Genomic DNA, 20547 nt, shown 5'->3' on the forward strand with positions numbered 1-20547 from the left:
CCCGCATTACCCTCACGATTCAAAGAGCAACAATGGCGGGGCGATCGACTTTCGGGCAGAACTGCATGCGCTGCAAAATATCCCGTTCGAGGTCAACCCCGCTGACCACCGCGACCAGCTCGACGCCGTCTTCCGTCAGCCTGAAAATGGCGCGCTCTGTGACGTACAGCACCTCCTGCCCGCGTTTTATGGCTTCCGGCCCGCTGAAGGTGATATGGCGTACCTTTTGCACCAGCTTGGGAATTTGCCCGTGAGACTCGATTTGTAACTGCTCTCCCTGCTGGCACACCTGTAAACCTTTCGCTTCGAAGGTGCCGCAGAAAACCACCTTTTTGGCGCCGCAGGTAATATCAATAAAACCGCCCGGCCCGACGATCGTGTCGCCAAGCTGAGAAACGTTAACGTTGCCTTCCGCGTCCATCTCTCCCATGCCGAGGAAGGTGATATCGAGCCCGCCGCCGCAAAACAGATCGAACTGATCGAGCGAACTGACGATGGCGTGCGGATACTTTGCCGCGCCGAACAGCGCGCCGTCGAGAAGCTGGCCGTTGTGAATGCCCTGTTCCACCATCTGCCAGCAGGAGTCTACCAGCGATTTCTCCGCCATAGCGGAGATCCCGCCGGGGATACCGAAGCCGTAATTGACCCGCATATTCGGCTTCAGCTCCCGTACCGCCAGCCCAGAAATCAGGCGGCGAATGCCCTCTGCCGGCGCGTCGAGCGGGTGCTCATCCGGCGGGGCGAGCTGGCCGGAGAGGGCCGGATCGTATTCGGCAAGATAGCTTTGCCACTGCGTCGGACATTCGACGATATGGTCGATCATTACGCCGGGTACGGTCACCTTTCGGGCCGGGACAAAGTGCTCAGGAGTGGTGGATTTCACCTGGGCGATGACCATGCCGCCGTTGTTATGCGCGGCTAAAGCGACGGCATACGTATCCAGATCCGCCGGCTCTTCGCTGGTGGAGATATTCGCCACCGCGTCCGCCTGTGAACCGTGAATCACCGCGACATCAACTTTAAAAGGTTTGTAGTGCAGCCAGGTTTTCCCGTCGAGCTCAATGCGCGAAACGATATTTTCGCAGGTGATGTCGTTGCATTTTCCACCGCTAATCAGCGGGTCGACAAAGGTCCCCAGCCCGACGCTGGAAATGACTCCCGGGCGCCCGGCGCCGCTTTCGCGATACAGCGTCATGATGATGCCGGTGGGCAAGCAGTAGGCTTCTATCTCATTGTTGCGGGCCATTTTTTGCAGCTCGGATGACCACGACCAGTGCCCGCCGATGATCCGTTTGATGAGGCCCGGAATGGCCAGCCGCCCAAGACCGGACCCCTTGCCGTCGCCAATACCTAAGGCATGAATCAGGGTCAGATTCCGCGGATGCCCGGTCTCACGATAGCGCGTCGCGATGGCCGCCATGACGTAGTCGGACTCCAGCAGCCCGCCGCCTGAGCCGGTGAAGGCAACGGTGGAGTTGTCTTTAATCAAAGCCACTGCGTCATCGACGCTTTTCAGTTTGCCGTGCATTCTCGTTATCCTCGTTGTATTCGGTAATAAATAAACTAACTAGTTAGTTACAATTGCAGAAAAAAAATGAAGGATCAACGTAATTGATGACGCTTTGTTATCCAGGTAACATTTTCACAACATTCGTTTTGATATAACTATCTTGTTAGTTAATTAAATCATCAATCTGCAGGAGGGCTGGCATGGTTCCATCACAGAAGAATGCGTTTGGTCGTACAAATATTCAGGTCACCGCAATGGGCTACGGCGCAGCGCCGATTGGCAATATTTTTCGCCCCATCAGCGAGCAGGAGTCGGAAAACATGATCCATCAGGCGTGGAACAGCGGCCTGCGCTATTTTGATACGGCGCCGTTGTACGGACATGGCCTGAGCGAAGCGAGGATTGGCCACGGCCTGCGCTGGTATCCGCGCGATGAGTACGTGCTCTCCAGCAAGGTCGGCCGCCTGCTGAAGCCGAAAAAGCGCGCTGAAATTGATTCCGGGGCATGGGTCAATCCGCTGCCGTTTGAGGCGATTTTTGATTACTCTTACTCTGCTACCATGCGTTCGATTGAAGACAGCCTGCAGCGCACGGGGCTGGAGCATATCGATATCGCTTTTATTCACGACTGTGATGTTTATACCCACGGCGATAAGCAGCCGCACTATTTTCGCCAGGCGATGGACGGCGCGTGGCGCGCGCTGGCGCAGCTGCGTGATGAAGGGGTGATTAAAGCCGTCGGCATGGGCGTCAATGAATGGGAAGTTTGCCATGCGGCGCTGCAGGAGGCCGACTTCGACTGTTTCCTGCTGGCCGGGCGCTACACGCTGCTGGAACAGGAGGCGTTAAAAGCGTTTCTGCCGCTGTGCGAGGAGCGCAATGCGGCGGTGGTGATCGGCGGGGGATTCAACAGCGGAATTCTGGCGACCGGGGCGGTTGAGAACGCGAAATACAACTACGGCCCGGCCGGCCGGCCGGTTCTGGAAAAGGTCAGCAAAATTGAAAACGTCTGCCGCGATTATCAGGTTAGCCTGCCGGCGGCCGCGCTACAGTTTGTCCTGGCTCACCCGGCGGTGCCCACCATCATTCCCGGCACCCGCACGGTGGCGCAGCTTGAGAACTGCCTGGAGTGGATTGCCGCACCGATCCCGGATGATTTCTGGCGTACGCTGCAACAACAGGGGCTGCTGGATGAAGGCGCGCCCACCCCGGCAGACCGCAAGGCCTGAGTGAGGATTGCAGAATAAAAAAGGTGCTCCTGATGAGCACCTTTTTTGATCCTTGCGGCCTTATCCGCGTCGCTAAGGCCTCATTCCTGCGCGATGCGCAGCTGGACTTTCAAATACTGCGGTTGCGCGAGCAGGGAGGTGAAAACCTGCTGAATATCCTCCAGCGGATGGACGGACTGGCAAAAGGGCGCGGTGATAAAACGTTGATGCTGCAACAGATGTAGCGCCTGGTGCATGTCTTCGCCCATCCCGGCTACGCTGCCCTGAATCCTTTGCTCTTTTAAAATAATCTCCAGCGGCCTGATGGCGATGGCGGTTTCGCTGTCGGTTAAACCAAAGGCCAGCAACCGTCCGCCGGGGCGCATAAACGTCAGCGCCTGTTTGTACAGCTCGGGATGGCCGACGCTTTCGATGACCACGTCGGCGCCGCGGCCCTGGGTGAGCAGCTTTATTTGCTCCAGCGCGCGTTCGGGGTCGGTGATGACGCTATCCGCTCCGCACTGCCCGGCGAGCTCGGCGCGCTGCGGATTCAGCTCTACGGCAATAATCGGCGCGGCCCCCAGCAGGCGCGCCATCTGAATATGCATATTGCCCACCGGGCCGGCGCCGATGACCACCACCGACTCTGCCACGCTGAGGCCGATTTTTTTACCGGCGCGAACCACGCAGGAGAACGGCTCGGTCAGACAGGCAACGCTATCCGTAACCTCGTCGCTGAGAGGAATCACCAGGCGGGCCGGCACGGCCACGTACTGTGCAAAAGCGCCGTGGGTGTGAATGCCGAGCTGGCGGATCTCCGGGCAGTTGAGCAGCTCGTTGCGCCGGCAATAATAGCAGTGGCCGCAGCTGATATTGATATCGGCGACCACTCGCTGGCCCGGCGTCAGGGTCGCGACGCGAGGGCCAACGGCAACAATTTCACCGCTAAACTCGTGGCCGGGAATTAACGGTAGCTTATCCTGGGCATAGTGGCCGTTATAGATATGGATATCCGTGCCGCAGATCGAGCACTGGCTGACGCGAATGAGGACCTCGTCATCCCCGTATTCGGGGACCGGAACCTGGCGTATTTCGAATTTTTTGGCGGCGGTAAGCACCGCCGCTTTCATTAATTTGGGGATCATGGCCGGCTCCGGTTATTTAACGGTAGAAATTTTGGAACGATCGATGGTCATCGCAATGGCCGCGATCATCAGCGCCCCGAAGAAGATCTGCTGCGCCTGCGCTTCAACGTTCAGGTAGGTCATACTGGTACGAATGACGGCGACGATGATGGTGCCGATAAGCGTGCTCAATACGCCGCCCACGCCGCCGGTCAGCGGCGTGCCGCCTAACAGCACCGCGACAATCGCCGGTAGCAGGAACTGATCGGCCATCGTCGGCGATGCGCCGGACAGACGGGTCGCCAGCAGCACCCCGGCGGCGGCGGCGAACGCTCCGGCGATGGCAAAGGTGAGGATCTTCACCTTGACCACCTTCACGCCGCTGGCGAGCGCGGCGGATTCCCCTGCGCCAACCGCCTTCATATGGCGCCCCAGCGCGGTGCGTCTTTCCATCAGCAGCGCCAGCAGCAGCAGTACGGCGGCGATGATGATTTCCGCCGGCAGCGTAAAGACGGTGGCGGTCATCCAGCCAACCGTCTGGCTGCGAATATCCCCAGGAATATAAAACGCCCGCTGTCCGGAAATAACCTGTCCGGTAGCGTAGGCGATCCCCCCCACGGCGAGGGTAGTAATGAATGATGATATTTTAAAGCGGGTATGCACCCAGCCGGAAGCCGCGCCGAACAGCGCGCCGATCGCCAGCGTCAGCGGAATAGCCAGCACGCCAATTTGCGATAGCAGAATGACCAGTACGACCGTCGACATGCTGGCAATCGACTGGGCGGATAAATCTATTCCGCCGATATAAATCACAAAGGTCATGCCGATCGCCATAATAAACAGCGTCGAAGCGTCCTGCAGCAGCTGGAATATATTGTCGAGCTTAAGAAAATCCGGGTTATAGAGGCTGACCAAGGCCACTAATACCGCCAGGGTGAGTATCGGTAAATAGCGGGTGATTTTTTCACGCCCGGTTAACGGCGGCCGCGTCGGGCTACCGCTATTATTATTTGTCGGCACTGCTAATGAGTCAGAACGGATGATTTTCATGGAGATGGGCCTTAATAACCTAGACGAAATGCTGCAATAATTCATATTGCTCCGGGCGCTTCTCTTCGCAGCCGGTAAACTGATGCATCAGTCGGCCGTCCTTAAAAATAGCGATGGTGTGGGCGAGGCCGATAGCCTCCTCCAGAGAGTCGGCGATCAAAATCACGCCGCATTGCTCATCGGTGAAGTCGCGTACTAAGTCATAGACATCCTCTTTGGCACCGATATCGAGGCCGCGGGTAGGGTGGTCAAGCAGGATGATTTTCGCCTCAGCGGTCCGCCATTTCGACAGCACCACCTTTTGCTGATTGCCGCCGGAAAGCTTGCCGCATTGCGTATCAATACTGGCGGTTTTAATCGACAGCTTTTTAACCCACTCGTTTGCCAGCCTGCGCTCGTGATGGACCTGCAGCAGTCCGCCGCTGGAATAGTCCTGCAGGTTGGCGAGGGTAATATTTTCCACCACCGACATGCCTTCGACGATGCCCTCGATTTTGCGCTCGCGAGGAATATATCCCACTCCCTCGGCGATGCTGTGGGTGGGGCTAAATTTGCGTACCGCTCTGCCGTTGAGGATCACTTCTCCCCGTTCCGGCTGCATCAATCCGAAGATCGAGCGGATGATTTCTTCGGTACCCGCGCCATCGGTTCCGACCAGCGCCAGCACTTCGCCGGCGTGTAGCGACAGGGAGACGTTTTTATAATGGCCCGGCAGCGAAATATTTTTTAATTCGACTAAGGTCGTCTCTTTGTTAATTCGGTGCTTACGATGCTCGCGATAATAGCGTTCATCGATATCCCGGCCGACCATCTGGCGCTGAATATTCACCACGTCGAAGCGGTCGCGGGTGAGCATATCCATAACCTGCCCATCCTTCATCACGTAGATGCGGTCGGACAGCGCCATCACTTCATCGAGGCGATGCGAAACGAAAATAAAAGAGGCCCGGCTTTTCAGCTCCCTGACCAGCTCAAACAGCAGCTCTATCTCCTGGGCCGGCAGGACCGAAGTCGGCTCGTCGAGCAGGATAATTAAGTGGCCGCTGCTTCTCTCCTCAAGGGTTAAAACCTTCGCCAGCTCCACCAGCTGACGTTGGGTAAAGGAAAGCTCGGCGGTCATTGTTTGCGGATCGATATCCAGTTTGACTTTCGCCAGCTGCTTTCTGGCCGCCGCCGCCATTTTTTTCCAGTTGATAACGCCCAGCTTTTTAAACGGTTGTTCAAAGCCGAGGAATATATTTTCCATCACGCTGAGGTTGGAAATCAGCGACTGCTCCTGAAATACCATCCCGATACCCTGCATCATGGCGTCGCGTGGCGAGCGAAATACCACCGGCTGACCGTTAATCAGCACTTCACCTTTATCATGCTGATAGGCGCCGTAAATTATTTTCATCAGCGTCGATTTCCCGGCGCCGTTTTCGCCGACTAATCCGACAATTTCGCCGGGATTAATTTGCAGATTTATATTCTGTAAGGCCAGAACGCCCGGGAACGATTTACCAACATTTTTGAATTCAAGCATAATCGTCACTTCACTATTTGCAGACGTTTACGATTAGTGACTAATGCCACCGAGATGATAACCAGGGCGCCTAAAACCCCTTGCTGGATATAGGTCGGGAAGCCGACCAGCACCATGCCGTTGTTAATAACGTTGATAATCAGCACGCCGATCAGGCTTTGCCACACGCCGCCGTTGCCGCCCATTAAGGAGGTGCCGCCGACGACCACGGAGGTGATGGCGATAAAGGTATAACCATCGCCGAGGTTGCTGGCGACCGAGCCCAGGCGGGCGACCGCAAAGACGGCGCCCAGGCCGTAAAATACTCCGGCCAGCGCAAAGCCAAGCACGCGAATACGTTTTACCGACAGGCCGGACGCGTAGGCCAGATGCTCGCCGCCGCCGATCGCATAAAAATTACGCCCCAGCGCGGTATAGCGTTGAATAAACCAGGCAACCAGCAGGGCCGCCCCGGCGAGATAGACCATCAGCGGGAAATCAAAAATGCGCTCGGTCAGCAGTAACCGGAATACCGGGTCGGGCAGGGGAATACGCTCGCCGCCGGTCGTCACCATCGTGACGCCAATTAAGCTAAAACCGATGCCCAGGCTGACCAGGAATGAGGGGATTTTAAGCTTTACGTGAATAAGACCGTTGATTAGTCCGCAGGCTGCCGAAATAAGGATTGCGGCGGGAATTGCTAAATATCCGAGTTCGCTAAAACCGCCCAGTTTCACCATGATGATTGCCAGCATGGAGCCGCAGAAAGCCATAATGCCTTCAATGGACAGGTCGATCGAACCCATAATAATGATAAACGTCACGCCAATGGCAATCATTAACGGCGCGGCGCTGGCGGTCAGTAACCGTGAGAAATTACGCACGGATAAAAAACCGGGATAAATAACGCTGATGATGGTGCAGAGCAGCAGCAGCACCATCAGCGGCGCCCATTTGCGCAAAAAATCTTTGTAGCCTGAATGTGATGACATGTTCGACCTTCACTCATTGAATTTATAACGTCTTCATCGAGAATAAATATCTGCAGAAGGAGACAACTATAATTTGCGATACTGAATAGGCCCTTTTGACGCCTGCCAGAAATTATTCCAGTCGTTCACCGGCGTATTGACGATATTTTCCTGGTACCATTTCTGCGCGTCGTCTTTAGTTATCATGATCGTCGGACCATAAAATTCGCGATGCTCATGCGGTTCGGCGGAGGGTTTGAAGCTGCCGAGAGCCGCATGGTGCGCCAGTGAAAGCGCAATGCCTCCGGCCCAGTAGGGATCGGTGCTCACGGTGCAGAGTATTTCACCGCTGATGCACAGCTTGACGGCGTCCGGAGTGCCGTCGTAGGAAACGATCGGGATCTGTCCCGCCAGGCCTTCGGCGCGTAGAGCCTCAATAATGCCGAGGGTCATGCTGTCGTTGGAGGAGAAAATGCCTTTGATATCATCCCCGAAGCGGGTGAGCATCGTGGACATCATGTCGTTGGCTTTCGAAGTGCTCCAGTCCGCATCCTGCCAGTCCAGCAGTTTGATATCCGGGTTCTCTTTCAGCTTGTGCATCAGCCCTGCTTTGCGCTCAATCGCCGGGACGTTGGAGGCGATACCGCCCAGCCCGACAATCCCGCCTTTTTTCCCCATCGCGTCAAACAGCAGCTGCGCGCACTGCTGAGCCGGCTCGAAATCCGACCAGCTGATGTGGGCCACGTAGTTGTCGCCAAAATCCCAGGGATGCAGATCGTCGGTTTTATTCCAGATGGTGGTAATAAACGCGCCGCGCTGCTGGCAGGCGGTCACCACGGCTCGCGCGTTAGGGGCATCGTTAGGATCGCAGCCGATCGCCAGTTTCCCTTCGGTTTTGGAAAGCAGGGCTTTGATATCAGACAGCACCTTCTCGTTATTGCCGCCGTTAATCAGGCTCACCATCGTCGAGTTTTGCGTCTTCGCATAAGATTGCCCGCCGGCGGCAATCGCGTTCCAGTAGGAGTTGTCAGGGTCGCGGTAGCCCCAGGCCAGAGTGAGATTCCCCCCCTCAGCCGCCAAGGCTTTCGAGAGCGGGCTGATAAGCGGAAGCGCAGCCATGCCGCCGATGCCAAGGGCACTTTTCAGCAGGAATTCACGTCGGCTAATCACGCTTTGTTCAACGAATTTTTTAATAAATGACATAGCGATATTTCCTGTCTTTTCGGTTTACGTGGAGGAGTTTATCCCGGTGAAAAATACGCAACATGTAAATAACTAATTACTTACAAGTTGATGATATATCATTCGAGAATGAGATTGGCAATGAAGCGCTTTGGGCCGGGTTTACGTGGCTCGTTTATCGGATAGGGAGTTGCCTAGTATTTTGTTTTTTATTGTTATTTTTAAATATTTCCTTTGTGAATGAGTAAATGCTTCTCCTCGGGGGTTTTGCCTGAGAATATCTCTTATCAATATGATTTATATTAGCTTTTCCTCATTTTTTCTTCCCGGGCTGTTTTGCTTGCGTTTGAGATATCAGTCACAAAGATTTTGCTGGCGATCTTCCCCCGTCACGCGTGGAGTGCGCAGATCTCATATTTGCATATAGTAAGTAACTATTTATTTACAAGTGATGAAAGGTGTAGCTATGCTTTCGGCGTATTCTCACTCCATAATGGGACAAAAAATGACCGTTAAAACACGACAGGTAGCGTTTATCACCGGTGGGGCGCGCGGCATCGGTTTTGAGATCGCCGCAAAGCTGGCGCAGGCCGGCTTCGATATTGCGCTGAATGATTATCAGGATTCTGCGGCGCTACAGGCATCCGTGGCGCGCCTAAAAGGCTGGGGCGTTAACGCCGTTGCCGTGCCCGGCGACGTGGCGGACATCAGCCTGCACGACAGGATGCTGGCGCGGGCGGAACATGAGCTAGGGCCGCTGACGACCTTCGTGAACAACGCCGGCGTGTCGGTGACCAGCCGCGGCGATCTCCTCGACGTGACGCCGGAAAGCTACGATCGCTGCCAGGCCGTTAACGCCCGCGCCACGTTCTTTCTCTGCCAGGCATTTGCCCGACGCCTGCTTGCCGGTACCCGCTCTCCCGAACTGCACTACAGCCTGATCGTCGTCTCTTCCTCGAACGCCTCGGCGGCCTCCATCAATCGCGGAGAGTACTGTGTCTCAAAAGCCGGGGCTGCGATGGTGGCGAAACTATTCGCTTCCCGTCTCGCCAGGGCGGGAGTGCAGGTGTTTGATATTCAGCCGGGACTGATTGCTACCGAAATGACACAGCCTTCGCTGGCAATGTACCAACAGCGCGTCGATGAAGGCTTAACCCTGCTGCCGGAGCTGGGGACCCCCGCTCAGATAGGCACGATAGTAACCACTCTGGCCAGCGGCGGGATGCCCTACCTAACCGGCCAGGTGATTAGCGCCGACGGCGGAATGTTGGTTTCCCGTTTCTGATTGATAGCAGGTAAATCGCGATGAAAATAATTATTGCCCCGGACTCCTTTAAAGAGAGTCTGTCCGCCAGCGCCGTTGCCGATGCTATCGAGCGGGGTCTGCGTCGAGCCTTGCCTGGCGTGGAGTGCGTGAAGCTACCGATAGCCGACGGCGGTGAAGGGACGGTGGATGCGCTGATAAACGCGACCTCAGGCCAGCGGATCTCCGTCGCGGTAACCGGGCCGATGGGGACGCCGGTGCAGGGTTTTTTCGGCCTGCTTGGCGATGGTAAAACGGCGGTCATTGAGGTTGCCGCCGCCTGCGGCCTGCAGTGGGTAGCACCGGAAGACCGGGATCCGCTGCTCGCAACCAGCTACGGAGTCGGGGAGCTGATTAAAGCGGCGCTGGATCGCGACGTCGACAAAATCATTATCGGCCTGGGCGGCAGCGCCACCAATGAAGGGGGGATTGGTATGCTGCAGGCATTGGGCTGCCGCTGTATCACCGCCGCGGGGGAGGACGTTCCCTGGGGGGCCGGAGGGCTTGATGAGCTGGCCGATCTCGACCTCAGCGGACTGGACCCGCGATTAGCCCAGGTGGAGCTGCTGTTGGCCTGCGACGTCAACAATACGTTGCTCGGCGAGCAGGGCGCGACCGCGGTTTTTGGTCCGCAAAAAGGGGTAACCGCGCAAACGGCGGCCAGGATTGAAAGCAACCTGGCGCGGATCGCCACTATTCTCACATCCAGAACCGGGGACGATATCGCCAGCCTGAGGGGCGGCGGTGCCGCAGGCGGGATCGGCGCCACGCTGCAGGGGGTGCTGAACGCAGAGATGTCGAGCGGGATCGATATTGTGCTCAACACGCTGCATTTCGATGCGCAGGTGCGCGATGCCGATCTGGTCATTACCGGCGAGGGGCGGCTTGATGCACAGACCAGCGGCGGTAAGGGGCCTGCCGGCGTTATCAGCCGCGCTCATGCCCACGGTTGCCCCAGCATTGCGCTGGCCGGCTCGCTCGGCAGCGGATATGAAGCGCTGTATGAGCTCGGTTTAATCTCGGCGTTTTCGCTGGTCCCCGGCATTATCTCCTACGAGCGCGCCCTGCGGGAAGCCGCCGCCCTGCTGGAGTCGGCGGCGTTTAACATTGCCTCGCTCTGGCAGCAGGCTGCGAGTCAGCCGCTGCGCCGCTAAAACCGTCCTTTGAGGAAAAAGATATGAATATTCTTTATCGGCCCGAGTTTATCCGCGGTTTTGGCACCTATAAACTGCGCGGAGAACGCTTAACCACCGCCTTAGAGCATGCCTTGAGCATCGGCTATCGGGCGATCGATACCGCGCAGATGTATGAAAACGAACAGCAGATTGGGCAGGTATTAAGCCGTCATCCCGTCGCGCGCGGTGAGCTTTGCATCACGACGAAAGTCCTGCCGGCGAATTACCGCAAAGATCTGTTTATGGCTTCGGTGGCGCGCAGCCTGGCGGCGCTTAACGTTGAACAGGTGGATGTGCTGCTGCTGCATAGCCCGCCAAAGCAGGCGTTCAGCGCCACGTTGCGTTTGCTGGAGCAGGCGCAGCGGCAGGGGCTGACAAAATATATTGGCTTAAGTAACTTCTCGCCTGAGCAGATGGGGGCGGCACGCGACGAGATCGCCACGCCGCTCGTCGTCAACCAGGTCGAGTTTCACCCTCTGCTCGATCAACGCGATCTGCTGCAGGCTGCGGTAGAGACGCAGATCCCGCTATCATCGTATTGTTCGATAGCCCGGGGAGAGGTACTTAAATATCCGCTTATTCAGCGGCTGGCGGACTATTATGCCAGGACGCCGGCACAAATTATTCTGCGCTGGATTTTACAGTCGGGCATTCAGTCAAACACCATGTCATCCAACCCCGGGAGAATGGCCGAGAACTTTGCGATCCTTGATTTCACCTTGTCCCATATCGATATGCAGCAAATAGCGGAATTAAGAATCGCCAACTATCGCGTTGTGGCGCTGTAGATCCTTTAATCAACTGCCGCTTTGCTGATTTCGCAGACATCTGACGGTGTCTGCCTTTTCCTCCATGCCACCTCCAGGTCTCGCTGTTTTCCAGCGCCAGCTGGCGCTGTACCGCGCGTAAGGTTCGCCGACGGATCCGGCCGTGCAGGTATGTCTGCGAAGTGACGTAGCTCAAAAAAAATCATGATGACCTCCGTTTCGCGCATGGGCGGCTACGATTGTCATCAGACTACATCCTTAGCGGCATGGTTGAGCATAATACGACGGCGCGTGCGACTGCCAGCAAGGAGGAGAAGCCTGCGGGCATGCCGGGTGGCGAGGAGACTGTTCCGCCACTCGTGCCGGGGGACTCAGGAGGCGGTTCATACAGGCGGATATCCGCAATCAACGGCGCAGATACAAAAAAGCCCTGACCATTGCAGCCAGGGCTTTTAAGGAACTACTGATTTAAGGTTTAACATTCATGGACTTAATATGGGTACTACTCATGATACTGCTTTAAATGTACACGTTTATCACAGATAATATTGGGTGCTGATACTAACTAAAACCTCCCGCTATTTTCTTGTTAACCTACCCCACCATTTTCATAACGCTAAAAAATGGCACTTTAAACAAGTACATCCCCTCGCGACATATACTCTTTGATGCGTGGCTTGACTTCCGTTGCGATGATTTAACTTAACTAACGTACACAACTCAATCGCAAACAATAACTCTTAAAACATAGCCTTACATCGTCGCGCTACTTCCCCCAGATTTGCGATTAACGACTCTAACTGCATGACCTTAAAACATTACCGGTGTAAAAAATAATCTTCTTAACACCCGTAATCCCATACAACAAAATACGTAGCCTTTATCGCAAATTATAACAGCGAACTACCATTCCAGCGCTGTTAAAATCCAATCTACCGCTTTTAAAAGTACTGTCAATACTGTTTTTAAAAACATGCTTTTATTTACAGCAAATATATAGACCGAGCATTGAGTTGTGTCTTAAAACTCTCTTATTTATGGCTCAGGAAAGAGCACCTCTGACGTATTTTCTGATGGCTAAATTAACGCCATAAAAACTTACCGGCGGTGAGCCGCTGACAATAAAAAACAGAATAACAGGGGCAACTTAGCGGCAGACTGACGTTGACAAGGGCAGGGCGCGGAGGTCGGCGGGCTTAGTGCTCTTATCCGGCCCTCAAACTCGACAAAAACAAAAAGCCCGCTTAAGTTTCCTTAAGCGGGCTTCTTTAATATGGCTCCTCTGACTGGACTCGAACCAGTGACATACGGATTAACAGTCCGCCGTTCTACCGACTGAACTACAGAGGAATCGTGTGGGGTCGTATCTTAGCGGCGAAAAAATTTTTGTCAAACATCTATTCCGCCCCTGTCGGTCAACCGCCGCTTCTATCAACAATTTGTTGTAATTACCGACAATTTAGAAGGAAAAATGCTTTGCAGGATTAGCATTTCTCTATCATCATTTGAAATGTAGTTTCAACTTTTCTCACTAAGGTCTCCCTTGAACGTCACATCCGCAGCACGCAGGGCCGTAGAACGAACATCCTGGTTCAAAAAACGTAAGAGTTATCGCGTACTTTACTGGCGTGAAATCAGCCCGCTGGCGGTTCCCATCTTGCTGGAAAATAGCTGCGTTTTGCTGATGGGCGTAGTCAGTACCTTCCTGGTGAGCTGGTTGGGTAAAGAGGCGATGGCCGGGGTTGGGCTGGCCGACAGCTTTAATATGGTGATCATGTCGTTCTTTGCCGCTATCGATCTCGGGACGACGGTGGTGGTTGCCTTTAGCCTCGGCAAGCGCGATCCGCGACGCGCGCGGGCGGCGGCGAGGCAGTCGCTGGCGATTATGACGCTGTTCTCCATTCTGCTGGCGGCGGTAATACACGCCTTCGGCAAAGAGATTATCAATATTGTCGCCGGAGACGCCTCGGCCCAGGTGAAGGATATGGCCTTAACCTATCTGGAGCTGACGGTGCTGAGCTACCCGGCGGCGGCGATTGCGCTGATCGGCAGCGGCGCGCTGCGCGGGGCAGGCAATACCAAAATTCCGCTCTTGATTAACGGCGGGATGAACATAATCAATATTATTATCAGCAGCATCCTGATTTACGGCGTTTTTTCGTGGCCCGGCCTCGGTTTCATCGGCGCAGGGTTGGGGCTGACCATCGCCCGATACATCGGAGCGGTGGCGATCGTGTGGGTATTAGCCGTCGGGTTTAATCCCGCGCTGCGCATCTCGCTGAAGAGCTACTTCAAACCGCTTAACTTTGCCATTATCTGGGAAGTGATGGGCATTGGCATCCCGGCGAGCATCGAATCGGTGCTGTTCAACGGCGGCAAGCTGCTGACGCAGATGTTCGTCGCCGGCATGGGAACCAACGTCATTGCCGGCAACTTTATCGCTTTCTCCTTCGCCGCGCTGATTAATCTGCCGGGAAACGCGCTGGGCTCCGCGTCGACCATCATTACCGGCACCCGGCTGGGAAAAGGCCAGATTGGGCAGGCGGAGCGCCAGGCGTGGCACGTATTCTGGCTATCGACCATCATCCTGACGGTAATTGCGTGGGGAACCGCGCCGTTTGCTAACCTGATCGCCTCGTTCTATACCAGCGAAGAGGATGTCAAAGTGGTGGTTAAAGAGCTGCTGTGGCTGAACGCCTTCTTTATGCCGATTTGGGCGATGTCCTGGACCCTGCCGTGCGCGTTTAAAGGCGCTCGCGACGTACGCTACACCATGTGGGTGTCGATGCTGGGGATGTGGGGCTGCCGCGTCGTGGCGGGCTATACGCTGGGCATCGTACTCGGTATGGGCGTGATTGGCGTCTGGCTGGGGATGGTGCTTGACTGGGCGGTACGCGGCGCGCTGTTCTACTGCCGGATGGTCAGCGGGCGCTGGCTGTGGAAATATCCACGAAACAAAAGCCAGGTGCGCGAAACCTAACCATTTTCTGGGCGAAACGACAAATTTCGCCCAAAGTGGAGAATAAATCGGCAAACGGTTTGAAATGTGCGAAACAGCCTTTGACAAGGCCGGGCGTCGCCGTTAATATTCGCCCCGTTCACACGATTCCTCTGTAGTTCAGTCGGTAGAACGGCGGACTGTTAATCCGTATGTCACTGGTTCGAGTCCAGTCAGAGGAGCCAAATTCGAGAAGCCCGCTTAAGGAAACTTAAGCGGGCTTTTTCATGTTTCTTTGAGAATCCCTTCGTGATTTTGATTCAATGAGCAAGCGCGAAAAATCTTCCCGTGCATTTTCAGTTTTCCCTCCATATCGGGCAAATTTGGCGCTCAGCACGTAACACGGCGCGGACATAAAAACAGCCGGATACCCTGAACGGCGCCAGCGTTGCACCAGATGCAAAACTACGTTGTATATTCCCCGGATTATCACCTCTGACATTGTCGTTTAAGTTAACTGCACCCGACACGGGATGTAGTTTCCTAATTAATGCCGTTAATTTCAGGAGAACGATAATGAGCCATTTCACTACCTCAGATCATGTTCGCATCGCGTATAAAGATTGGGGCAAAGGTCAGCCGGTTGTTTTCTCTCACGGATGGCCGCTTTCCGGAGACGCCTGGGACGCACAAATGCTTTTCTTTGGGCAGAACGGTTTCAGGGTTATCGCCCATGACCGCCGCGGGCATGGCGCATCCGGGCAGCCCTGGGAAGGCAACAACATGGACCGTTACGCGGACGATCTGGCCGAGCTGCTCGACCATCTTGATCTGCATGATGCGATACTGATTGGCCATTCAACCGGCGGTGGGGAAGTCGCCCGCTATATCGGCCGTCACGGATCTTCCCGCGTGGCAAAAGTGGTGTTAGTCGGCGCGGTTCCACCGCTAATGCTGCAAACGGCTGATAACCCGCAGGGCACGCCTCTGGAGGTTTTCGACAATATCCGCACCGGCACCGCAGCCAATCGTTCGCAGTTCTTCCGCGAGCTGGCGGTACCGTTTTATGGCTTTAATCGCGAAAATATCGCCACCAATGATGGCCTGGTCGAATCGTTCTGGCGGATGGGGATGCAGGGCGGCATCAAAGGGGAGTATGACTGTATCCGCGAGTTTTCCGAAGTCGACTATACGGACGACCTGAAAAAAATCGACAAACCTGCCCTGATTATTCATGGCGATGACGATCAAATTGTGCCCATTGCTGCGGCAGGCATTAAGAGCGCGAAGATAATCGCAGGCGCTGAGCTGAAAATCTATCCCGGCGCCAGCCACGGTCTGGCTCAGCTAAATGCCGGGCAGTTTAATCAAGATGTGCTTGCGTTTATCCGCCGCTAGTTTAGATAAATAACCAGGCGTACTGCTTTAGCCTGGCTTCCCGCAGAAAATATCAGTTTCCTCTGCCGCCTGCTGGTTGAGGAACTGATAAATAAAATCGACAAATAATTTTACCATTTTAATGTCGCGGCGGCTTGGATGATAAAGCGCATACACCGCGGATTCATCTTCGTCAGCGGTAACATCAGCGCGTATATCCGGAAACAGCGCTAACAGGTCGCCGCGCTGAACGTCGTTATTCACCAGCCAGTCAGGAAGCAAAGCAATACCCTGCCCGCCCAAAGCCGCCTGCCTGAGTATCTGAGAATTGTTGCATCTAAGGTTTCCCTCAACGCTGACGCCTTCCGTTTTATCGCGGAAGAAAAACCATTTTGTCTGACCGGAAGAGTAGGAGAAAAGCAGGCAATTATGGCGTCGTAAATCGGCAGGCAGCAATGGCACGCCTTTTTCAGCAAGATAGGCCGGGCTGGCGCAAAGAACGCGCCTTTGCAACAGCAGCTTTTTGGCAATGACGTTTTGCGCAGAAATTTTCCCCAGCCGGATGCTGAGATCCAGCCGGTTCTCAGCCAGATCAACCACATCGTCAGTAAAAGCGAGTTCAAGCCGGATAAGCGGATATTGCTTCATGAATTCAGGCAATAAAGTGGCTAAATATTGCAGTGACCAGGATACCGGCAGGCTGGCTCTGAGGATCCCGCGAGGCATACCGGAGTGATCGCGGGCTTCGTAGTTAGCGTAGGAGAGATCGGCCATAATCCTGCAGGCATGCTGGTAGTACCGCTCTCCGGCCCCGGTTAACGATACCTTTCGGGTTGAGCGAACCAGCAGCACCGTTCCAAGATATTGCTCAAGCGTGTCAATTTGTCGGGTGACGGAAGAGGTGGCAAGCGACAGGCGCCGCCCGGCGGAAGAGAATCCGCCTTCCTCAACCACCGCGACCAGCGCCTGTAAGGACGAAAACATATCCATAGCTTTAACTTTCTCTTATAGGAAAAACGCCTGGGTGAGTCCTTACCTTAGCCTGTTTTGAGTAAGGAATACCAGTCAGCTTTGCATGCTACGCAATAGTGTTTCCGGTTTTGCTGGTATTCTCCGCTAGCGCTGAGGCTGTTATGGTTAACGTCAGCAGCCAGACAGTTAATTATTATTTATACCCTTACCTGCGTGGCATAAATAAAATGCGGAGGTGCCTGTGTCAGATATTACTCAAGCTAAAAAAGCCATTATTATTGGCGGTTCTCTTGGCGGACTTTTTGCCGGAAATATGATGAAAAAAGCCGGATGGGATGTGGATATTTTCGAACGCTCGGCAAAAAATCTGGATAGCCAGGGCGGTGGCATCGTGCTTCAGCCGCAGGTGGTGGAGGTAATTCAGGAAAGCGGCGTTAATAAAAAATGGGATGAGATGGGTGTTCGTTCACAATACCGCATTTTTTATAATCCCGACGGTACGGTTGAATACAAACAATTAGCTCCACAAATGCAAACCTCATGGTCATTAATTTATTCGACATTACTGACCACCACCGGCAAAGAGAATTACCATCAGGGGAAAAAACTGCAGCGTATCGATTCGCAAAAAGAGGGCGTTACCGCGTGGTTTGAGGACGGTAGCTATATAAAAGGCGACATTCTGATTGGCGCCGATGGCAATAACTCCACCGTCCGCCAGCTGCTCTGGCCGGGTGAAACCCCGACTTATTCTGGCTATATCGCCTGGCGAGGGCTGATTCGTGAAGATCGGCTGCCGGAGCGTGCCCGGCTCGATCTTCATGGCAACTTTGCGTTTGCCGATAATAAGGGATCGCAGATTCTGGGCTACCTCGTTCCGGGGATAAATAACGATCTGCGTCCGGGGCATCGGCTTTATAACTGGGTGTGGTATCGCGTTATGGACGACGCGACTCGCGAATCCGTGATGACCGATAAAAATGGCGTAATGCGCGGGCATTCTCTACCTGAAGGCGTCATCGCGCAAAAATGGAAAAACCATATTTATGAAGAGGCCGCGCGGATGCTACCGCCAGGGTTCAGAGACGTGGTGCTGGCGACAAAAGAGCCTTTCGCGCAATCTATTCGCGATCTGGCCGTTGATAGCATGGTGAAAGATCGGGTGCTATTGCTTGGCGATGCGGCGTCTATTCCACGCCCACACACGGCGGCAAGCACTTCCAAGGCGGCGGCAAATGCCCTGGCATTACGGTGGGCATTTCTGAATTATCCTGACGATATCGATGCCGCTTTAGCGCGCTGGGAGCCGGAGCAGCGGCATCTCGGTAAATATCTGAAGCAGGTGGGAATGAACATGGGCAACCGCCTGATGTCAATTGATATGTCATCATCATCAGGATATTAAATATCAATACGCCGTAGCGCCCGTAATGTATTTCATCTTTCGCCTAAATAATCTTTTAAACGCAATGATGTTCCCGACCCACTCATAGCCAGCAGGAGTCAATATGAATATTACCGTCAAGCTCACCTCTGATTTTATTTGCCCGTGGTGCCTTATTGGCGAACGCCGTCTGCAAAAGGTGATTCGTCGTTTACCCGATGATGTGGAGGTGACAATTCTCTGGCAGCCCTACGAGCTTAATCCCACGATGCCGGTAGAAGGCGTCGATCGTAAGAACTACCGTTCCGCCAAATTTGGCAGTTGGGAGTACAGCCAGTCGCTGGACAGAAAAACCATTCTGGCTGCCGCGGAGGATGATATCGCGTTTAATTACGACGCAATGCAGAAGACGCCGAACACCTTCCGCGCGCATCGTCTGATGAATTTGGCCCACCGGCATGGCGTCGCTGATGCCGTCGCCAATGGGATTTTCCATGGCTATTTTGAGCAGGGCCGCGATATCGGGGATGTGGCCGTTCTGGCTGATATCGCCGGGGAAAACGGCCTCAACAGAGCGGAAGCGCTGGCCTACCTCACCAGCGATGCTGGCGCAAAAGAGACCAGAGCGGCAATCAGCTTCGCCACCGGGATCCGCGGCGTACCGAATTTTGACATTGAAGGCGAGACGATTTCCGGCGCGCAGCCGTTAAATCTTATCGAGGATGCCATCATGAGGGCGATTGCCCGTAAACCTCAGGAGAAGCCCGCTCTCTGAACGTCTGATGCTCTTCAATCCTTGCATGGTGAGGTTGCTAAAAATGACCGATAAAGAAACAAACAGCATACGCATTTATGGCCGGGCGGGATCGCCGGAAGGCTATCTGCTTCGGGACTATCTGGCGCGTAGCGCGGTTACCTTTGAATGGATTGAACTAAATAGTGAAGAAGAGTGTTTGTCGGCATTAGGGGTGTCAGGGTTCAATGACCTGCGTCTTCCCGTTGTTGAATTTCCGGGACAGGTTCGCCTGTTCGCCCCGGGACTGCATGATATCGCCGCTTATTTAGGCCACATCACGCTGCCCAAATATCGTGAATATGACGTCTCCATTTACGGCGCGGGCCCTGCAGGGCTAAGCGCCGCCGTCTATGCCGCATCCGAAGGTCTGCGAACCATATTAATTGAGCGCCAGGCTCCAGGCGGCCAGGCGGGTACCAGTTCATTAATCGAGAATTATCTCGGTTTTCCCGAAGGGATCTCCGGGGCTGCGCTGGCGGACCGGGCCCGTAAGCAGGCGATTAAGTTTGGCGCTGAATTGGTAACCATGAGTGAAGGGGTGAAGGCCCATTTTAAGGATGGCAAAATCCATGTTCGTCTTGCCAATGGCGAGACGCTGACCGCCAGAACCAATATCTGCGCTACCGGCGTTGAGTATCGCCGCCTTAATTTACCCCGGGAAGATAAGTTCCTCGGGCACGGCCTGTTTTATGGCGCCGGAGCAGCAGAGGCGCCTTATTGCGCGAATGACCATGTTTATGTGGTGGGGGGCGGCAACTCGGCAGGCCAGGCGGTGATGCACTTTGCTGAATATGCTGCTCAGGTCACGATGCTGGTACGGGGAAGCAGCCTGTCTCAAACATTGTCGACGTATTTAATCCAGCGTATCGCCTCAAAAGCCAATATAAAGGTCATCTTCAATAGCGAGATAGCTGAGCTGGACGGTGAGGATTCCCTCGCGGCGATTACTCTTCACGACCGGTTATCGGGTGGAAAAAGTCGCCACGCCTGTTCCCGACTTTTTGTCTGCATTGGCGGCCAGCCCAACACCGACTGGGCCAGCGAAACGCATATTTTGCGCGACTCTGAAGGCTATCTGCTAACCGGGTCCGATCTCTTCGGAGAGAGCCGCTGGCCCGAGAACTGGCCATTAGCCCGCCAGCCATTTTATCTGGAAACCAGCGTGCCCGGCTCTTTTGCCGCGGGGGATGTCAGACATGGTTCCGTGAAGCGCGTTGCGTCCGCCGTTGGCGAGGGGGCGATGGCCGTGACATTTGTCCATCGCTACTTACAGGAACAGGGGTGAG

The 20547-nt window shown here is 54.7% G+C and carries 17 protein-coding genes, 2 tRNA genes and 1 pseudogene; 11 read left to right on the forward strand and 9 right to left on the reverse strand.

The features are described 5' to 3' along the window. Positions 1 to 19: 19 nt before the first annotated feature. The gene (locus QFI97_RS10425) at positions 20 to 1528 is read right to left on the reverse strand and encodes an acyl CoA:acetate/3-ketoacid CoA transferase (RefSeq protein WP_331834624.1); all 1509 of its coding nucleotides are present in this window, start codon (positions 1526 to 1528) and stop codon (positions 20 to 22) included. A gap of 182 nt (positions 1529 to 1710) precedes the next feature. Here QFI97_RS10425 and QFI97_RS10430 point away from each other — a divergent pair, with 182 nt between their 5' ends. Then, positions 1711 to 2739: an aldo/keto reductase gene (locus tag QFI97_RS10430; RefSeq protein WP_346431092.1), complete on the forward strand. Its 1029-nt coding sequence runs from the start codon at positions 1711 to 1713 to the stop codon at positions 2737 to 2739. Between the two features lie 80 nt (positions 2740 to 2819). Here QFI97_RS10430 and QFI97_RS10435 read toward each other — a convergent pair whose 3' ends face one another. The 5 genes from QFI97_RS10435 to QFI97_RS10455 form a co-directional block, all read right to left on the reverse strand. Next, positions 2820 to 3863 (reverse strand): zinc-dependent alcohol dehydrogenase, encoded by a 1044-nt coding sequence (locus QFI97_RS10435; RefSeq protein WP_331834622.1) that lies wholly within the window; start codon positions 3861 to 3863, stop codon positions 2820 to 2822. 12 nt (positions 3864 to 3875) lie between these two features. Continuing rightward, positions 3876 to 4892, reverse strand: coding sequence for an ABC transporter permease (locus QFI97_RS10440; RefSeq protein WP_346431093.1), 1017 nt, complete (start codon positions 4890 to 4892; stop codon positions 3876 to 3878). 19 nt (positions 4893 to 4911) lie between these two features. Continuing rightward, positions 4912 to 6417, reverse strand: coding sequence for a sugar ABC transporter ATP-binding protein (locus tag QFI97_RS10445; RefSeq protein WP_346431094.1), 1506 nt, complete (start codon positions 6415 to 6417; stop codon positions 4912 to 4914). 5 nt (positions 6418 to 6422) lie between these two features. Further along, complete coding sequence (locus tag QFI97_RS10450) at positions 6423 to 7388, reverse strand: ABC transporter permease (RefSeq protein WP_095100999.1); 966 nt, start codon at positions 7386 to 7388, stop codon at positions 6423 to 6425. A 66-nt stretch (positions 7389 to 7454) separates the two neighbouring features. After that, the gene (locus QFI97_RS10455) at positions 7455 to 8570 is read right to left on the reverse strand and encodes a sugar ABC transporter substrate-binding protein (RefSeq protein ID WP_095101001.1); all 1116 of its coding nucleotides are present in this window, start codon (positions 8568 to 8570) and stop codon (positions 7455 to 7457) included. 484 nt (positions 8571 to 9054) lie between these two features. Between QFI97_RS10455 and QFI97_RS10460 the strand changes: the two genes are divergently transcribed. Genes QFI97_RS10460 through QFI97_RS10470 form a run of 3 tightly spaced genes read left to right on the forward strand, consistent with a single transcriptional unit; the run spans position 9055 to position 11815 of the window. Beyond that, positions 9055 to 9834, forward strand: coding sequence for a 3-ketoacyl-ACP reductase (locus tag QFI97_RS10460; protein WP_346431095.1), 780 nt, complete (start codon positions 9055 to 9057; stop codon positions 9832 to 9834). A 20-nt stretch (positions 9835 to 9854) separates the two neighbouring features. Next, on the forward strand, positions 9855 to 11006 hold the full coding sequence (locus QFI97_RS10465; RefSeq protein WP_346431096.1) for a glycerate kinase: 1152 nt from the start codon (positions 9855 to 9857) through the stop codon (positions 11004 to 11006). A gap of 23 nt (positions 11007 to 11029) precedes the next feature. Next, positions 11030 to 11815 carry an aldo/keto reductase gene (locus QFI97_RS10470; RefSeq protein WP_095101007.1) on the forward strand — a complete coding sequence of 262 codons (786 nt, stop codon included), beginning with the start codon at positions 11030 to 11032 and terminating at the stop codon, positions 11813 to 11815. A gap of 1253 nt (positions 11816 to 13068) precedes the next feature. On the opposite strand, the gene QFI97_RS10475 is transcribed toward QFI97_RS10470, so the two are convergent. Next, positions 13069 to 13144: transfer RNA gene (locus QFI97_RS10475), tRNA-Asn, on the reverse strand. Positions 13145 to 13149: 5 nt separating this feature from the next. On the opposite strand from QFI97_RS10475, the gene QFI97_RS23440 reads away from it, so the two are divergent. The 4 genes from QFI97_RS23440 to QFI97_RS10490 all read left to right on the forward strand — a co-directional run bounded on the left by QFI97_RS23440 (position 13150) and on the right by QFI97_RS10490 (position 16130). Next, a complete protein-coding gene (locus QFI97_RS23440) occupies positions 13150 to 13242 on the forward strand; it encodes a DUF5951 family protein (protein ID WP_369125005.1) in 93 nt (30 codons plus the stop codon). A gap of 95 nt (positions 13243 to 13337) precedes the next feature. Next, positions 13338 to 14774 carry an EmmdR/YeeO family multidrug/toxin efflux MATE transporter gene (locus QFI97_RS10480; protein WP_346431097.1) on the forward strand — a complete coding sequence of 479 codons (1437 nt, stop codon included), beginning with the start codon at positions 13338 to 13340 and terminating at the stop codon, positions 14772 to 14774. A gap of 127 nt (positions 14775 to 14901) precedes the next feature. Continuing rightward, positions 14902 to 14977 (forward strand) — tRNA-Asn (locus QFI97_RS10485). A gap of 331 nt (positions 14978 to 15308) precedes the next feature. Continuing rightward, a complete protein-coding gene (locus QFI97_RS10490) occupies positions 15309 to 16130 on the forward strand; it encodes an alpha/beta fold hydrolase (protein WP_346431098.1) in 822 nt (273 codons plus the stop codon). A gap of 27 nt (positions 16131 to 16157) precedes the next feature. Here the strand turns inward: QFI97_RS10490 and QFI97_RS10495 are convergent, their stop codons facing one another. Beyond that, positions 16158 to 16883: a substrate binding domain-containing protein gene (locus QFI97_RS10495; RefSeq protein ID WP_346432079.1), complete on the reverse strand. Its 726-nt coding sequence runs from the start codon at positions 16881 to 16883 to the stop codon at positions 16158 to 16160. A gap of 39 nt (positions 16884 to 16922) precedes the next feature. Beyond that, a pseudogene (locus QFI97_RS10500) lies at positions 16923 to 17099 on the reverse strand (LysR family transcriptional regulator); the annotation flags it as partial. A gap of 223 nt (positions 17100 to 17322) precedes the next feature. Here QFI97_RS10500 and QFI97_RS10505 point away from each other — a divergent pair. From QFI97_RS10505 to QFI97_RS10515, 3 genes are all read left to right on the forward strand, one after another. Then, the gene (locus QFI97_RS10505) at positions 17323 to 18486 is read left to right on the forward strand and encodes an FAD binding domain-containing protein (protein ID WP_346431099.1); all 1164 of its coding nucleotides are present in this window, start codon (positions 17323 to 17325) and stop codon (positions 18484 to 18486) included. A 103-nt stretch (positions 18487 to 18589) separates the two neighbouring features. Then, positions 18590 to 19240, forward strand: a complete 651-nt coding sequence (locus QFI97_RS10510; RefSeq protein WP_346431100.1) for a DsbA family oxidoreductase — start codon at positions 18590 to 18592, stop codon at positions 19238 to 19240. Between the two features lie 43 nt (positions 19241 to 19283). Then, complete coding sequence (locus QFI97_RS10515; protein WP_346431101.1) at positions 19284 to 20546, forward strand: NAD(P)/FAD-dependent oxidoreductase; 1263 nt, start codon at positions 19284 to 19286, stop codon at positions 20544 to 20546. Position 20547: the final 1 nt, after the last annotated feature.

It is taken from the genome of Klebsiella scottii, assembly GCF_036561945.1.
GTDB classification, from domain to species: Bacteria; Pseudomonadota; Gammaproteobacteria; order Enterobacterales; family Enterobacteriaceae; genus Klebsiella; species Klebsiella scottii.

What these genes read in the sequence shown, in the direction of transcription:
- QFI97_RS10515 (WP_346431101.1), top strand. Translation starts at nt 19,284, where the DNA reads ATGACCGATAAAGAAACAAACAGCATACGCATTTATGGCCGGGCGGGA.
- QFI97_RS10435 (WP_331834622.1), bottom strand. Translation starts at nt 3,863, where the DNA reads ATGATCCCCAAATTAATGAAAGCGGCGGTGCTTACCGCCGCCAAAAAA.
- QFI97_RS10440 (WP_346431093.1), bottom strand. Translation starts at nt 4,892, where the DNA reads ATGAAAATCATCCGTTCTGACTCATTAGCAGTGCCGACAAATAATAAT.
- QFI97_RS10430 (WP_346431092.1), top strand. Translation starts at nt 1,711, where the DNA reads ATGGTTCCATCACAGAAGAATGCGTTTGGTCGTACAAATATTCAGGTC.
- QFI97_RS10490 (WP_346431098.1), top strand. Translation starts at nt 15,309, where the DNA reads ATGAGCCATTTCACTACCTCAGATCATGTTCGCATCGCGTATAAAGAT.
- QFI97_RS10465 (WP_346431096.1), top strand. Translation starts at nt 9,855, where the DNA reads ATGAAAATAATTATTGCCCCGGACTCCTTTAAAGAGAGTCTGTCCGCC.
- QFI97_RS10460 (WP_346431095.1), top strand. Translation starts at nt 9,055, where the DNA reads ATGACCGTTAAAACACGACAGGTAGCGTTTATCACCGGTGGGGCGCGC.
- QFI97_RS10510 (WP_346431100.1), top strand. Translation starts at nt 18,590, where the DNA reads ATGAATATTACCGTCAAGCTCACCTCTGATTTTATTTGCCCGTGGTGC.
- QFI97_RS10455 (WP_095101001.1), bottom strand. Translation starts at nt 8,570, where the DNA reads ATGTCATTTATTAAAAAATTCGTTGAACAAAGCGTGATTAGCCGACGT.
- QFI97_RS10495 (WP_346432079.1), bottom strand. Translation starts at nt 16,883, where the DNA reads ATGGCCGATCTCTCCTACGCTAACTACGAAGCCCGCGATCACTCCGGT.
- QFI97_RS10425 (WP_331834624.1), bottom strand. Translation starts at nt 1,528, where the DNA reads ATGCACGGCAAACTGAAAAGCGTCGATGACGCAGTGGCTTTGATTAAA.
- QFI97_RS10450 (WP_095100999.1), bottom strand. Translation starts at nt 7,388, where the DNA reads ATGTCATCACATTCAGGCTACAAAGATTTTTTGCGCAAATGGGCGCCG.
- QFI97_RS10470 (WP_095101007.1), top strand. Translation starts at nt 11,030, where the DNA reads ATGAATATTCTTTATCGGCCCGAGTTTATCCGCGGTTTTGGCACCTAT.
- QFI97_RS10445 (WP_346431094.1), bottom strand. Translation starts at nt 6,417, where the DNA reads ATGCTTGAATTCAAAAATGTTGGTAAATCGTTCCCGGGCGTTCTGGCC.